Below are 13,893 nucleotides of genomic sequence, written 5' to 3' on the forward strand. Positions count from 1 at the left end.
CGACAGCACCCCACAGGAGTTTCTCGAGCTGTGCGACACCGGCCCTTCCCCCGGATAATACGGCCGGTGTCGGCATTGATGATCACCGCGGTAGCCGCCGGTCCGGTCCTGGCCATCCCGGCCGGTGCCGGACTGGCCATGTGGCGCCCCCCGCGTCCGTGGCAGGCCAGCGCGGTCCAGCACCTGGCCGCCGGACTGCTCATCGGGGCCGTCGCCCTGGAGTTGCTCGCCCCCGTTTCGCGCGGGTCTCCCTGGGCCGCCGTGCTCGGGGTGGGCGCGGGACTGGGTGCGGTGCTGCTGCTCAACGCGCTCTCCGAACGATTGCGCAAGCGGGGGCAGCAGTCCGGCGGTATGGGCTTGGCCGCTGTGGTCACGGCCGACCTCGCCATCGACGGGATCCTCCTCGGCGTGGCGGCTTCGCAGGACCTCCGGCTGGGGTGGTTGCTGGCGATCGGCCTCGTCCTGGAGGACTTCTTCACCACGCTGTCGCTGACGATCAGCCTGTTGGAGAACACCGGAAGAAGGAAGATCACCCTGATCGCGGGAGGCATCGCGGCGGGGATGGTCCTCGGGGTTGTCCTCGGAGCAATGCTGGCCCCGGTGCTCTCCCGGTTCGGCTACCACGTCGTGCTGGCGTTCGGTGCCGTGGCACTGCTGTTCCTCGTCCTGGAGGAACTGATGCGCGAGGCGCACCAGGTCGAGGAAACGCCCTGGGCCACCACGACCCTGTTCGTCGGGTTACTCGGCTTCGTGCTCCTGCACATGCTCCTCTGAGCAAGATCGCGGAACCATCTCCGCCGGTGCTGCCGGTGCTGCCGGTGCTGCCGAGATCCATACGAGTCGCACCCGGCGGATCAGCGAGAACATCTCCTGCGCATCGACGGCGGACGAGCAGTGCGCCAGTGACCGACCGTCCTCGGTGAACACACTCGCGCGCCGCCCGACCTCGATGCCCGGGCGGTACAGCAAGGCCCCCGAAGACGGGATGCTCGTCGTTCCCACGACCCGCTGGTCCGCCTGCCTCCACGACCCTCGACGACGTCGGCACCGCCCACCCCATCCTCGACAACCTGTCGGAAGGACCGGAATGACCATTGAAGCCGAGCCCCTCGTCCGCTTCGGGCGCAACGAACGCGACCACATCAGCGTGCACGTTCCCGAAAGCCACGTACCCGTACTCGACGTTATCGACGAGCGCGCCCTGACCACCATCTCCCACCGGGACTTCATCACCATCACCGAGGGCTGTCTCGCCGAACTCGACCGCTGGTACACCGAACACGGCATCTCCACCGACCAACGCCACGACCTCTACCACCCCACCGAAAACCCCACCGGCAAGCCGTACCACGAACTGCGCTCGGGCCGTTTCCAAGCCTGATCAACGAAGTCCCGCTGCCGGTACGAATCGACCGGCGAACACGGCCTCCATCAGCGCTTCCTCCCCAGGCCGAATAGAGTTCGAGGTCCTGCTCGGCCCGTCCACGCACGGTCCGGACCGTGCCGCCGTACCGTGGAATGCTCCGCCTTTGATGAATCGCCGGTTGGTTGTCGAGGAACGCTGGATGGAGATGAGATGCACGAGCAGGTGCCCTGGGCGGGTGTGATCATCGTGGCGGTAACGATGGTCGGCGGTGCACTGCTCGTACACCAGGTGGTTCGGCGCGCTTCGGACGGTCGCCTCCGCCGTAATGACTTCGCCGGTATCCGAACTCCGTCCACGATGGCGAACGAGTCGGCCTGGATCGCCGGCCACCGGGCGGCACGCCGGGCGACCGATCTCGGGGCTGGAGGCATGGGCCTTACCGGTGTGATCGTTCTTGGACTGCGAGACCCGTGGCCCTTCCTGATCACGACACTGTCGGGGGCTATGTGGGTGCTCTTCTGGGTGTTCGTCAGCGCACGCCAGGCCGGCAAGGCAGCCCGGTCGGCCTCCGACATCACGTAGGCAACGGCGGTGCCGACACACACCGGGATCAGCACGCTCAGTCCCGTTGACGCTTCGGGGAAACGACCGGGTCCCTTGCCCTCCCTGCACACCGCTGGAGCTACCGAACACGGCCGATCCGACCAAATCACCTCCTGACCAGGCATGAGACACTGCTTGGCAAAGCATGAGCGCCTGTGCGACCTGCGTCACACCCCTGAGCTGTCTCGCTGAGCGATCGCTGGGCCTACCATCTGCTCCATGACGGCGTCCCAGCACTCAGCGTCGAGCAGTGGCCGATCCGAACTCGCCCTCATGGAGGGGTTCGAGGTGCCGACTCACGAGCAGTGGCAGCAGCAGGTGGAGAAGGTCCTACGCAAGTCCGGCCTGCTCGCCGAAGGAACACCGACACCCGCTGCGCCGGAAACCCTCCTGGCCGCCACCACGCACGACGGAATCACCGTGCAACCGCTGTACACGGCGGGCCACGACTCCCCGGAAGCCGGATATCCCGGATCGGCTCCCTTCGTCCGGGGCAGCCGACCGGACGGCCGCGTCACCGAGGGCTGGGACATACGGCAGCGCCACACCGACCCGGACGCGACGGTGACGAACCGGGAAATCCTGGCGGACCTCTCGGGGGGCGCGGCCTCGGTGTGGTTGCGTCTGGGGCCATCCGGCGTGGCCGTGAACGACCTCGCCGATGCCTTGCACGGCGTGCATCTGGACATGGCCGGCGTCGTCCTGGAGGCCGGTGAGCGCTTCGGCGAAGCGGCCGAGACCCTGCTGAAGCTGGCCGCCGAGAACGGTGTGCAACCGAGTTCGCTGCGCGGGAACCTCGGCGCGGACCCGATCAGTGTGCACGCGCGCACCGGGCAAGCTCCGGACAACGCTCCCGCCATCGATCTGGCACGTCGCTGCGCCGAGTCCTACACCGGGGTGCACGCGATCACCGTGGACGGTCTGCCCTACCACGACGCGGGCGGTTCCGACACCGAGGAACTCGGCTGCACGATGGCGGCCGGAGTCACCTACCTGCGTCTGCTGACGGCACCCGCCCCGGCCGGGGCCGGGTTGGACATCGACACGGCTGCCGGACTGCTGGAGTTCCGCTACGCGGCCACCGTCGACCAGTTCCTCACGATCGCCAAGCTCCGCGCGGCACGCCGGATGTGGGAACGAGTGCTGCGCGCCTGCGGCGCCTCCGAGCACGCCCGCGCCCAGGCCCAGCACGCGGTTACCTCCTCGGCGATGCTCACGCAACGCGATCCCTGGGTGAACATGCTGCGCACGACGATCGCCGCCTTCGCGGCCGGAGCCGGTGGCGCTCAGGCAGTGACGGTGCAGCCCTTCGATGCCGCGATCGGGCTGCCGGACGGTTTCTCCCGGCGGATGGCCCGCAACACCCAGTCACTGCTGCTGGAGGAATCGCATCTGGCGCAGGTCATCGACCCGGCCGGTGGCTCCTACTACGTCGAGCAGCTCACCGACGACCTCGCCCGAACCGGGTGGGAGTGGTTCCAGCGCATCGAGGCGGCAGGCGGCATGTCGGCCGCGCTGGATTCGGGTCTGGTCGCCGACAAACTCGCGGCGACCTGGTCGCAACGGCAGGAATCGATCGCCGACCGCAGCGATCCGATCACCGGGGTCAGCGAGTTCCCGGACCTCGACGAGACACCACTGCGCCGCGAACCCGCACCGGAATCCGGTGACGAGCCGACGGCGCGGACTGCGCTGCCCCGCCACCGCTACGCCGAGGACTACGAGCGCCTGCGCGACGCCGCCGATAGGCACCTGGCCGATTCCGGCAGACGCCCCCGGGTTTTCCTGGCCACGCTCGGCTCGCTGGCCGCCTACAACGCCCGTGCCTCCTTCGCACGGAACCTGTTCGCAGCAGGCGGTATCGAAACACCGGAAGCCGGAGTCACCGAATCCACCCGGGACCTGGTGGACGCCTTCACCGAGGCGGAGACCTCGCTGGTGTGTCTGTGCTCCTCGGACAAGGTCTACGCCGAACGCGCGGAAGCCGCCGCCGAAACCCTCAAACAGGCCGGTGCGAGCGTGGTGCTGCTCGCGGGCGCTCCCCAGGACCCGCCGCCTGCCGGTGTGGACGGCTTCGTCCACAAGGGTGGCAACGCGCTGGAAATTTTGGCCGATATCCACCACAGGTGGGGATCAGCGAACGGAGCGAAGCAATGACACGCAACGACCAGGTCCCCGGTTTCGCCGAAATCCCCCTCGACGATCCGATCGGCTCGGGTGACCGCGAGCAGTGGGACAGCGCCGTGCAAGCGGCTACCGGCACGGAATCCGACGCGCTCACCTGGGAAACTCCGGAGGGCATCGACCTCAAGCCGCTGTACACCGCCGCCGACACCGAAGAGCTGGACTTCCCGCGCACGTATCCGGGTATCGCGCCCTACCTGCGGGGGCCGTACTCGACGATGTACGTCAACCAACCGTGGACGGTGCGTCAGTACGCCGGGTTCTCCACAGCGAGCGAATCCAACGCCTTCTACCGCCGCAACCTCGCCGCCGGCCAGAAGGGGCTGTCGGTGGCCTTCGATCTGGCCACCCACCGCGGCTACGACTCCGACCACCCGCGTGTCGGCGGTGACGTCGGCATGGCCGGGGTGGCCATCGACTCCCTCTACGACATGCGCCAGCTGTTCGACGGTATCCCGCTGGACCGCATGAGCGTGTCGATGACCATGAACGGCGCCGTCCTGCCGGTGCTGGCGCTGTTCATCGTCGCCGCCGAGGAACAGGGCGTACCACCGGAGAAACTCGCCGGGACCATCCAGAACGACATCCTCAAGGAGTTCATGGTCCGCAACACCTATATTTACCCTCCGCAGCCGTCGATGCGGATCATCTCCGACATCTTCTCCTACACCTCGCAGAAGATGCCGAAGTTCAACTCCATCTCGATCTCCGGCTACCACATCCAGGAAGCCGGGGCCACCGCCGATCTCGAACTCGCCTACACCCTGGCCGACGGCCTCGACTACATCCGCGCCGGTCGGCAGGCGGGTCTGGACATCGATTCCTTCGCTCCCCGACTCTCGTTCTTCTGGGGCATCGGGATGCACTTCGGCATGGAGGTCGCCAAACTCCGTGCCGCCCGGCTGCTGTGGGCCGAGCTCGTCGGCCGATTCGAGCCACAGGACCCGAAGTCGCTGTCGCTGCGCACCCACTCGCAGACCTCCGGTTGGTCGTTGACCGCACAGGACGCCTTCAACAACGTCGCCCGTACCTGCGTGGAGGCGATGGCCGCCACCCAGGGGCACACCCAGTCGCTGCACACCAACGCCCTCGACGAGGCACTGGCGCTGCCGACCGACTTCTCCGCCCGGATCGCCCGCAACACGCAACTCGTGCTGCAACAGGAGTCCGGTACCACGCGGGTCATCGACCCGTGGGGAGGCAGCCACTACATCGAGCGGCTCACCCAGGACCTCGCCGAACGCGCCTGGACCCACATCACCGAGGTCGAAGAGGCCGGCGGGATGGCCCAGGCCATCGACGCGGGTATCCCCAAACTGCGGATCGAGGAGGCCGCCGCGCGCACGCAGGCCCGCATCGACTCCGGGCGGCAGCCACTGATCGGCGTCAACAAGTACCAGCCCGACGCCGAAGAGGCCGACGGGGCGCCCGATGTGCGCAAGGTCGACAACACCGCCGTGCGCGAGGAGCAACTCGACAAGCTGCGGCGACTGCGGGAAGAACGCAATGACGAGGCCTGCACGGCCGCGCTGGCCCGGCTCACCGCCGCAGCCGAGGCCAGTGTGGACGGAAACCGCCCCGACGATCTGGACCACAACCTTCTGACGCTGGCCGTCGACGCCGCGCGCGCCAAGGCCACCGTCGGGGAGATCTCCGATGCGCTGGAGAAGGTCTTCGGGCGTCACTCCGGCCAGATCCGTACGATTTCCGGGGTGTACACCGACGAAGCGGGCCCCTCGGACAACATCGAGGGTGCCCGCGCCCTGGTGGACGGGTTCGCCGAGGCCGAAGGTCGCCGTCCGCGCATCCTCGTGGCCAAGATGGGCCAGGACGGTCACGACCGGGGACAGAAAGTCATCGCCACCGCCTTCGCCGATCTCGGATTCGACGTCGACGTCGGTCCGCTGTTCCAGACTCCGGCCGAGGTCGCCCAGCAGGCAGCGGAATCCGATGTCCACATCGTCGGTGTGTCCAGCCTGGCTGCCGGGCACCTCACTCTGGTGCCCGCGCTGCGTGAGCAGCTGCGCGAGGTAGGCCGGGAGGACATCACGATCGTCGTCGGTGGTGTCATCCCCCCTGCCGATCACGACGCGCTGTACGCAGCGGGAGCCTCCGCCGTGTTCGGGCCCGGTACCGTCATCGCCGACGCCGCACACGGCCTCCTGCGTCGGCTCCACTCCCAAGCCGGTCACGACGCCGAGCAGGGCTGACAGGCAAACCATCGAGAGATCATGCCGCGCATCATCGACGTCCACGACTACGCCAAGGGCGTACTGGCCGGTTCCCGCACCAAACTCGCCCAGGCGATCACGCTGGTCGAGTCCAGCCGCTCCGATCACCGCGCGCGGGCCCAGGAACTCCTCGTCGAGTTGTTGCCGCATTCCGGGCACGCCCACCGCGTCGGAATCACCGGCGTGCCCGGAGTCGGCAAGTCGACCTTCATCGAATCACTGGGCACGATGCTCACCGCCGCCGGGCATCGGGTGGCGGTGCTGGCCGTCGACCCCTCCTCCAGCCGCAGCGGCGGCAGCATCCTCGGGGACAAGACTCGGATGCCCACGTTGGCCACCGACCCGTCGGCTTTCGTGCGCCCTTCCCCCACGGCAGGAACACTCGGTGGGGTCGCCCGCGCCACCCGCGAGACCATCGTGCTGATGGAGGCGGCCGGATTCGACGTGGTGCTCGTGGAAACCGTCGGAGTGGGGCAGTCCGAGATCACCGTGGCGGGCATGGTCGACTGCTTTTTGATGCTGACCCTCGCCCGCACCGGGGACCAACTGCAGGGCATCAAGAAGGGGGTGCTGGAGCTGGCGGATCTGGTCGCGGTGAACAAGGCCGACGGTCCCCACGAGGCCGACGCTCGCAAAGCCGCCCGTGAGTTGCGTGGAGCACTGCGGCTGCTCACCCCCGCCGGGGCTTCGTGGAGGCCACCCGTGCTGACCTGTAGCGGACTGAACGGCACCGGCCTCGACACGCTGTGGGAGCACATCGAGCAGCACCGCGCCACGCTGACCGAAACCGGCGAGCTCGCCGAGAAGCGCAGCCGTCAGCAGGTCGACTGGACCTGGTCACTGGTGCGCGATCAGCTCATGTCCGAACTGACCGGGCACTCGGGCGTCCAGAGCGTCCTCGGCGAGGTGGAACAACAGGTGCGCGACGGCGAGCTCACCGCGAGCCTGGCCGCGCAACGTATCCTCGGCGCCTTCCGCGGAGCTTGATCCACCCCCGGGGTGAATGCGTCGTCGTGACAGTCTGACTGCCAGCATGACGCGTTCACCTCGCCGGCTACCGGCCGAGGTTCTCGGCCAGTTCGCGCATCACGGCGATCTCATCGCGCTGGGAGGCGATCACGTCCTTGGCCATGGAGCGCACCTGCGGATCGGTCCCCTCCTCGAGGACGTTCTCCGCCATCGACACCGCACCCTCGTGATGCCTGCTCATCAGGGTCAGGAACAGTCGATCGAACCGTGTGCCCGAGGACGCCTCCAGTCGGTCCAGCTGCTCCGGCGTCGCCATCCCCATCCTGCGTTTGTGCTGTGCATCGACGTGCGGATCGGAAACCCGCGGAAGCTCGTTGCGTTCGAGCCATGCCTGCATCATGCCGATCTCGGCTTCTTGAGCTCCCCCGATGCGTTCGGCCAGGGCTCGCACCTGCGCATTCTTCGCTCGCGTCGGCGCCAGGGCCGTCATGGTCAGGGCCTGCTGATGGTGCGGGATCATCATCCGGATATAGCGAATACCGGCCTCGGACGGCTCGGCTTGCTCGGCATCGAGCTCCGCCACCTCTGCGGGACCGGCCACCTCGGGTATGTCACCAGGAGCGCCCGGCAGTACCACCGGCGCCGAGGAGGTGGTCCGCTCCGGGTTGCCCGCCGGGTCCGCACTCGTACAGCCGCCCAGGATCATCAGGCTCACCACGGCCACTCCTGCGACCGCAGCCCCGGCTGTGCCCGCCCTGGCCGTACCCGCACTGGCCCGACGCATCGGCCCTCCTTCCTCACCCCGGACGAAGCATCCCGCAGTAGAACACGAACCGCAGACGTGAAATACCTCCATTGAGGGGATTGGATCCAAGATCTCACGGCAACATACTGGCTCGCGGCAACACACCCGTACCGGTCATCCCCACCGGACAGGTGTCGGCCGGCCGAATCCGGAAACATGGAGTGTGGTGGTCTTGAGCCCACGATCCCGCCCCGTCGGCACGGCGTCACGCAGACGCGGACCAGGAGTCCTCGTCGGTGTGCTGTCCCTGCTGGCAGGACTACTATTCGCAGCTCCCTCTGCTGCGACGCCACCGGCGAACCAACCGGAGGAGAGCTCTCCGGCGACGACTGCCGCTCAGAGCGACCGCAAGACTCTCATGAGCGAGAACATGGAGCATGTCGCCCACGTGCCCAAACAGGCCCCGTTCGACGCGGCGGGCGCCTTCGGCACCGACATCGCCTTCAAGAAGCACTACGCTTTCGTGGGCAATTACAGCGGGTTCACGGTCTACAACATCGCCAACCCGCGCAAGCCGCGGGTGATCAGCCAGGTGGTCTGCCCCGGTGGACAGGGTGACGTCTCGATCTCCGGCGATCTGCTGTTCGTCTCGACCGATTACCCTCGGACGAACAACACGTGCACGAGCGAGCCGACCGACAGTGCCGACCCGCAGGGCTGGCAGGGCATGAAGGTCTTCGACGTGAGCAACCCGCGCAAGCCGCGCTATGTCTCGGCGATCGCCACGTCCTGCGGTTCGCACACCCACACGCTGGTACCGGACAAGGCGGGCAAGGCCGCATACCTCTACATCTCCTCCTACGGTCCTTCGGAGGAGTTCCCGAAGTGCCAGCCGCCGCACGACAAGATCTCGATCGCCAAAGTGCCCTACGCGAATCCGGATTCTCCGGTTCTCGTGGACGCTCCGGTGCTGTTCCCGGAAGGTGGTAATCCCGGTAACGACAGCACCAGCGCCACCACCGGTTGCCACGACCTGACCGTCTTTCCCTCGAAGGATCTGGCCGCAGGCGCCTGCATGGGTGACGGCATCCTGATGGATATCTCCGACCGGGAAGCACCGCGCGTCATCGAACGGGTCCGCGATGACGAGAACTTCGCGTTCTGGCACTCGGCGACGTTCAACAACGACGGAACGAAGGTCGTCTTCACCGATGAACTCGGCGGTGGTGGCGCCGCGACCTGCAACAAGGCGGTCGGGCCGAAGCGGGGCGCCGACGGCATCTACGACATCGTGGGTAAGGGCGAAGACCGGACGCTGAAGTTCCGCAGTTATTTCAAGATCCCGCGTCACCAGGCCGACACGGAGAACTGCGTGGCCCACAACGGTTCCCTGATCCCCGTCGAGGGCCGCGACATCATGGTGCAAGCGTGGTACCAGGGCGGCGTCTCGGTGTGGGACTTCACCGACTCGGCCAACCCGAGCGAGATCGCCTACTTCGACCGCACTCCGTTCAACACGGAGCGGATGCAGATCGCCGGATCGTGGTCGGCGTACTACTACAACGGCTACATCTACTCCAGCGGGATCCAGGAGGGACTCGATGTCCTGAAACTGCACGATCCCAGGACGGGTGATGCGGACAAGGTGCGGTTCAAGCAGTTCAATCCGCAGACGCAGCCGGTGTACTGACGCACATCGGCCGGTATGCGAGAGCAGGTAAGCAGCGGTCCCTCGTGGGAGTCGGGACTCCCACGGGGGACCGTCCACATTCGGCAGGGCCCGGCTGTTGGGCCCGGCTACTGAGTCCGGCTACTGGCCCGGTCGGCCCCCGGAACCGACTTCCGGATGTTTCGGGATGGATCAAAGCGGGTATACATCAGCACAGTCGTGACAGACCATGCCCGGTGGCCCATCCCCGACTCCGGAGGTACCGCGTGACCGAGTTCGCCAACCCGCACCAGAACGTGACGTTCGCCAGCAACGGCGGAAGCGCACACGGATACCTCACCCTTCCGCCTTCCGGTCGCGGGCCGGGCGTTCTCGTGATCCAGGAGTGGTGGGGCCTGACCGACCACATCGCCGACGTCACCGAGCGGTTCGCCGCCGAAGGGTTCGTCGCTCTCGCCCCCGACCTCTACGGCGGGCGAACCACACACGACTCCCGAGAAGCCTCGACGATGATGCAGAACCTGCCCGTCGAGCAGGCCACCCGTGATCTGTCCGGAGCGATCGACCACCTGCTCGCCCAGCACGCCGTGACCGGTGACTCCGTGGGCGTGGTCGGATTCTGCATGGGAGGCAAATTCGTTCTGGTCATGGCCGCCCAGCAGGGCGACCGGGTCGGTGCCGCCGTCCCCTTCTACGGTCTGCCGTCAGCCGAGGAAACCGACTTCTCCCACCTGACCGCCCCGGTACTCGGGCACTACGGCGAGCACGATCGGACCATCACCCCCGAAGCCGTGGAGGACATCAGGGCCAGGATCCCGGCCGCCTCCGAGGTTCCACCTCAGATGCACTTCTATCCGGCAGGCCACGCCTTCTTCAACGATCGGAGCCCGTCCACGTACCACGAGGATTCGGCCCGGCTCGCATGGGCACGCACACTCGAATTCCTGCACACCCATCTGGACTGATTCCACCGGATCGATCCTGGACCGGTCCCGCTTTGGCCGGACAGCCGACAGCAGTGGGCCGGTCCGCACCTGCTCACACCGCACGAAGCAGCCGGTTCACCGCCTCGGCGGGGATCGGATCACTGTAGACCGGTCCCGCAGCGATTTCGCAGCCCCTCGAGTGCCACCATGCGGCTTGTTCCTCGGCTTCCACCCCGACCACGGTGATCGGCACCCCGCAGGCACGGGTCCAGGGCAGCAGGCTCTCGATCGCACGGATTTCGGGGGATTCATCGGCCTCCCGTTCGTGGACGAGTCGCACCAGGTCGTCGGCGAGTTGAACCGCGCACACGGGAAGCTCGCGCAGACAACGCAGTTCCTCCGGGGAAGCACGGAAATCGCGGAGGGCGGTCTGCACACCCATCGCATCGAGCGTGGTCCCGTTGTCCCGTGCCTCGTCGCCATCGTCCATCATGGCCGTGATCGGCATGACCACCCGCAACCACTGCGCGTCGAGCTCGCTCCCATCGAGTACCTCACGCACCCTGGCAACCAGGTCGGGGTCGCGCGACTGGTTCGGGCTGAGCCCGGTGACCAGCCGTGGCCGGTGCCCCTCGCGATGCCACGCACTTACCTGCTGCCATGCCGTGCTCAGCATCCAGTCTCGCAAGGACAGCGTGATGCCGGAACGTTCGGCCAGGCGCAGGCACTCGTCGTGGTCCAGCCGATCGTGCCCCTTCGGCTGCCAACTCAACTGTGCCGCCACCCCCATCAGCTTCCGGTCCGGTATGGACACCAAGGGCTGATAGAGCACGTCGAACTCGCCGAGTTCGAGTGCGCCCGGCATGATGGCCGCCAGCTTCGCCTCGACCTGCTCATTGGGGGCTCGCTGCGGGTCGAACAGCGCCCACTGCCGCTTTCCCGCCGACTCCGCACGGCGCAGCGTCACATCGGCACTCCACATCAACGCGTCGGTTTCCGCCTCGGCCACGGTGCGCTGCGTCACGCCAATGCAGGCCGAGGTCGCGATGCCGTGCTCGCCGACGTAGATCGGCTCGGACAGCTCCTCGTTGATCCGGGCGGCGAACGAGGCAATGTCCGGCGTGTCCGCTGACTGCTTGAGCAGGATCGCGAACTCGGTACCACCGAGCCTGGCGACCAAACCCGCCTCGTCGGCGATGAGCTGATCCAGACGTTTGGCCACAGCCTTGACGATGCTGTCACCGATCTCGTAGCCCAACCCGTCATTGATGAGCTCGAACCCGTCGAGACCGAGGTGATAGAGCGTCAGTGTCACGTCCCCGGGTTGACTGGCCAACGCCGTCTGCAGTCGACTACGGAAGTGTTGGCGGTTCGGCAATCCGGTCATGGCGTCGTGCAGCGCCTGATGATGGAAGCGGTCCTGCAGTGAGCTCAGCTCACGGAGATCCTCGACCATGGTGACGAAGTGCCGCGGCGCGCCGTCGGCGTCCCGCAGCACCGACACGGCCAGGTAGGTCCAGGCCCTGTCTCCGTCGGCGCGCACGAGGTTGCGCCGTTCGCGCAGGCCGTGGCGGGTTCCCCCGGCCAATTCGGCGTAGGAGGCCGCGATGCTCCCGGCTTCCTCCGGGGCGAACAGATCATGGATCGTCTTGGACCGCAGCTCCTCATCGGAGTAACCGAGCGTGTCCCGCAGCGCCGAGTTCGTCTCGATGAACGTGCCGTCCAACTCACAGATCGCGACACCGATGGGGGTGGTGGTGAATATTTCCCGGAAGCGTGCCTCGCTGACCTGCAGCTCCCGTTCGGTGTGCACCTTGGAACGCAGCAGTGCCCGCTTCAGCGTCTCCTGCTGCTGAAACGTGCTCTCCCGGTCGGCACCGGCATAGCCGGCAGTCACCGCTGCCAGCAGTGCCAGAATTCGACGTGCCGGCTCGTTGCCGGGCCCGGTGAGGAGGCCATCGCTCAGCAGTTCCAGCGTGCGGGTCAGGCTTTCCTCGCCGGTGGCGTGCATCCGCACCAGGCTGCTGCCCACCTCGCGGCCCACTTCGTCGATCTCCGAAGGTTCTTCCAACGCATCGATGAGGCGGTCCACCAACTCCAGCAGACGTTGATCGATCGATGCGCGCGACATCGGGATGTAGGAGGCATCATCGAGTCTCCTGGCCCACTGGCGGGCAAGCTCCGCACGCCAGTGTCCGCTGCGCCACTGCCGAGGGACCTCGTCCGAGGCATACTCCGAGGAGCCGCCGTCCGAACCGCCGATCTTCATGACGCTCGTCCCATGCCGATCGCCTTCACGAGCACGTCCGCCGATCCGCTCCCTCGATCCTCGTTCTGCATTCATCCTCCTCGGTGCCTCCGAGTCACCCAAGGCGCACCGCATGCGCTTCTAGAGCTTGCGTCCGACTCCCGCGTAGATCCGAGTACCCCCGGGCTGTTCCGCCGAGGCGTCCGGCTCGTTCGGTCGCCAGTGCGCGGTACCGACCACACCGGGATCGAGCAGTTCGAAACCGTCGAACAGCTTCGTGATCTCGTCCCGAGTACGAGGATGGACGGGGTCGGCACTGTGGCGCATCACCTCGACCACTTCGGCCATCTCGTCCGGCTCGACATCGGCGGTGAAATGCGACAGGGCCAGAAAGCTCCCGGACGGTAGTTCGTCGCGATACTGCCGAACGATCCCGGCCGCATCGGCTCGGGTCGGGACGAAGTGGAGAACACCGACCATGAGCAGCCCGATGGGCTGCGAGAAGTCCAGCAGCCGCCGAGTTTCGGGATGCCGCAGGATACTGCCCGGTTCCCGCAGATTCGCCTGAATCACGGCAGTGCGGTGATCACCGTCGAGCAGCAACTCGCTGTGCGCGACGGCGATGGACTCACTGTCCACGTACACCACACCTGCCTGCGGATCCAGGCCGTGGGCGATCTCGTGCACATTGCCCACAGTCGGGATTCCGGAACCGAGGTCGAGGAACTGACGCACCCCCGACTCTGCCAGTGCCACCACAGCGCGTCGCAGGAATGCCCGGTTGAGCCGGGCGACGTTGCGGGCACTGGGCAACGCGGTCAGGAACTTCTCCCCCAGGCAACGGTCGACGGCGAAATTGTGCGCACCACCGAGCAGGTAGTCGTAGATTCGGGCCGCACTGGGCACTTCCTCGTCGATCTCATCCGGGCTCCAGGTCGCCTGTTCCGTCACG

General features: G+C 66.9%; 12 protein-coding genes. 8 read left to right on the forward strand and 4 right to left on the reverse strand.

Annotated features, from left to right (window positions below; translation table 11 throughout):
* Positions 1-66 precede the first annotated feature (66 nt).
* Positions 67-774 (forward strand): ZIP family metal transporter, encoded by a 708-nt coding sequence (locus JOF55_RS03035; RefSeq protein ID WP_310269203.1) that lies wholly within the window; start codon positions 67-69, stop codon positions 772-774.
* Here JOF55_RS03035 and JOF55_RS03040 read toward each other — a convergent pair.
* Positions 739-1,002, reverse strand: coding sequence for a hypothetical protein (locus tag JOF55_RS03040; protein ID WP_310269206.1), 264 nt, complete (start codon positions 1,000-1,002; stop codon positions 739-741). The two genes, JOF55_RS03035 and JOF55_RS03040, sit on opposite strands and share 36 nt — an antisense overlap.
* Positions 1,003-1,087: 85 nt before the next feature.
* On the opposite strand from JOF55_RS03040, the gene JOF55_RS03045 reads away from it, so the two are divergent.
* From JOF55_RS03045 to meaB, 5 genes are all read left to right on the forward strand, one after another.
* Complete coding sequence (locus JOF55_RS03045; protein WP_310269210.1) at positions 1,088-1,381, forward strand: hypothetical protein; 294 nt, start codon at positions 1,088-1,090, stop codon at positions 1,379-1,381.
* Positions 1,382-1,576: 195 nt separating this feature from the next.
* Positions 1,577-1,948: an SdpI family protein gene (locus JOF55_RS03050; protein ID WP_310269212.1), complete on the forward strand. Its 372-nt coding sequence runs from the start codon at positions 1,577-1,579 to the stop codon at positions 1,946-1,948.
* A gap of 240 nt (positions 1,949-2,188) precedes the next feature.
* On the forward strand, positions 2,189-4,126 hold the full coding sequence (locus tag JOF55_RS03055; RefSeq protein ID WP_310269215.1) for a methylmalonyl-CoA mutase family protein: 1,938 nt from the start codon (positions 2,189-2,191) through the stop codon (positions 4,124-4,126).
* The gene (gene scpA, locus JOF55_RS03060; protein WP_310269216.1) at positions 4,123-6,363 is read left to right on the forward strand and encodes a methylmalonyl-CoA mutase; all 2,241 of its coding nucleotides are present in this window, start codon (positions 4,123-4,125) and stop codon (positions 6,361-6,363) included. The genes JOF55_RS03055 and scpA overlap by 4 nt, the downstream gene beginning before the upstream one ends.
* Before the next feature lie 21 nt (positions 6,364-6,384).
* Positions 6,385-7,371: a methylmalonyl Co-A mutase-associated GTPase MeaB gene (gene meaB / locus JOF55_RS03065; protein WP_310269219.1), complete on the forward strand. Its 987-nt coding sequence runs from the start codon at positions 6,385-6,387 to the stop codon at positions 7,369-7,371.
* Between the two features lie 67 nt (positions 7,372-7,438).
* On the opposite strand, the gene JOF55_RS03070 is transcribed toward meaB, so the two are convergent.
* Positions 7,439-8,137 (reverse strand): DUF305 domain-containing protein, encoded by a 699-nt coding sequence (locus tag JOF55_RS03070; protein WP_310269222.1) that lies wholly within the window; start codon positions 8,135-8,137, stop codon positions 7,439-7,441.
* 379 nt (positions 8,138-8,516) lie between these two features.
* Here JOF55_RS03070 and JOF55_RS03075 point away from each other — a divergent pair, with 379 nt between their 5' ends.
* The gene (locus JOF55_RS03075) at positions 8,517-9,788 is read left to right on the forward strand and encodes an LVIVD repeat-containing protein (protein ID WP_310269225.1); all 1,272 of its coding nucleotides are present in this window, start codon (positions 8,517-8,519) and stop codon (positions 9,786-9,788) included.
* Positions 9,789-10,033: 245 nt separating this feature from the next.
* Complete coding sequence (locus JOF55_RS03080; protein WP_310269227.1) at positions 10,034-10,732, forward strand: dienelactone hydrolase family protein; 699 nt, start codon at positions 10,034-10,036, stop codon at positions 10,730-10,732.
* Between the two features lie 73 nt (positions 10,733-10,805).
* On the opposite strand, the gene JOF55_RS03085 is transcribed toward JOF55_RS03080, so the two are convergent.
* The gene (locus JOF55_RS03085) at positions 10,806-12,962 is read right to left on the reverse strand and encodes a putative bifunctional diguanylate cyclase/phosphodiesterase (RefSeq protein ID WP_310269230.1); all 2,157 of its coding nucleotides are present in this window, start codon (positions 12,960-12,962) and stop codon (positions 10,806-10,808) included.
* A gap of 120 nt (positions 12,963-13,082) precedes the next feature.
* Complete coding sequence (locus JOF55_RS03090) at positions 13,083-13,892, reverse strand: SAM-dependent methyltransferase (RefSeq protein ID WP_310269233.1); 810 nt, start codon at positions 13,890-13,892, stop codon at positions 13,083-13,085.
* Position 13,893 lies beyond the last annotated feature (1 nt).

The sequence above is a fragment of the Haloactinomyces albus genome (genome assembly GCF_031458135.1).
Classification (GTDB): Bacteria; Actinomycetota; Actinomycetes; order Mycobacteriales; family Pseudonocardiaceae; genus Haloactinomyces; species Haloactinomyces albus.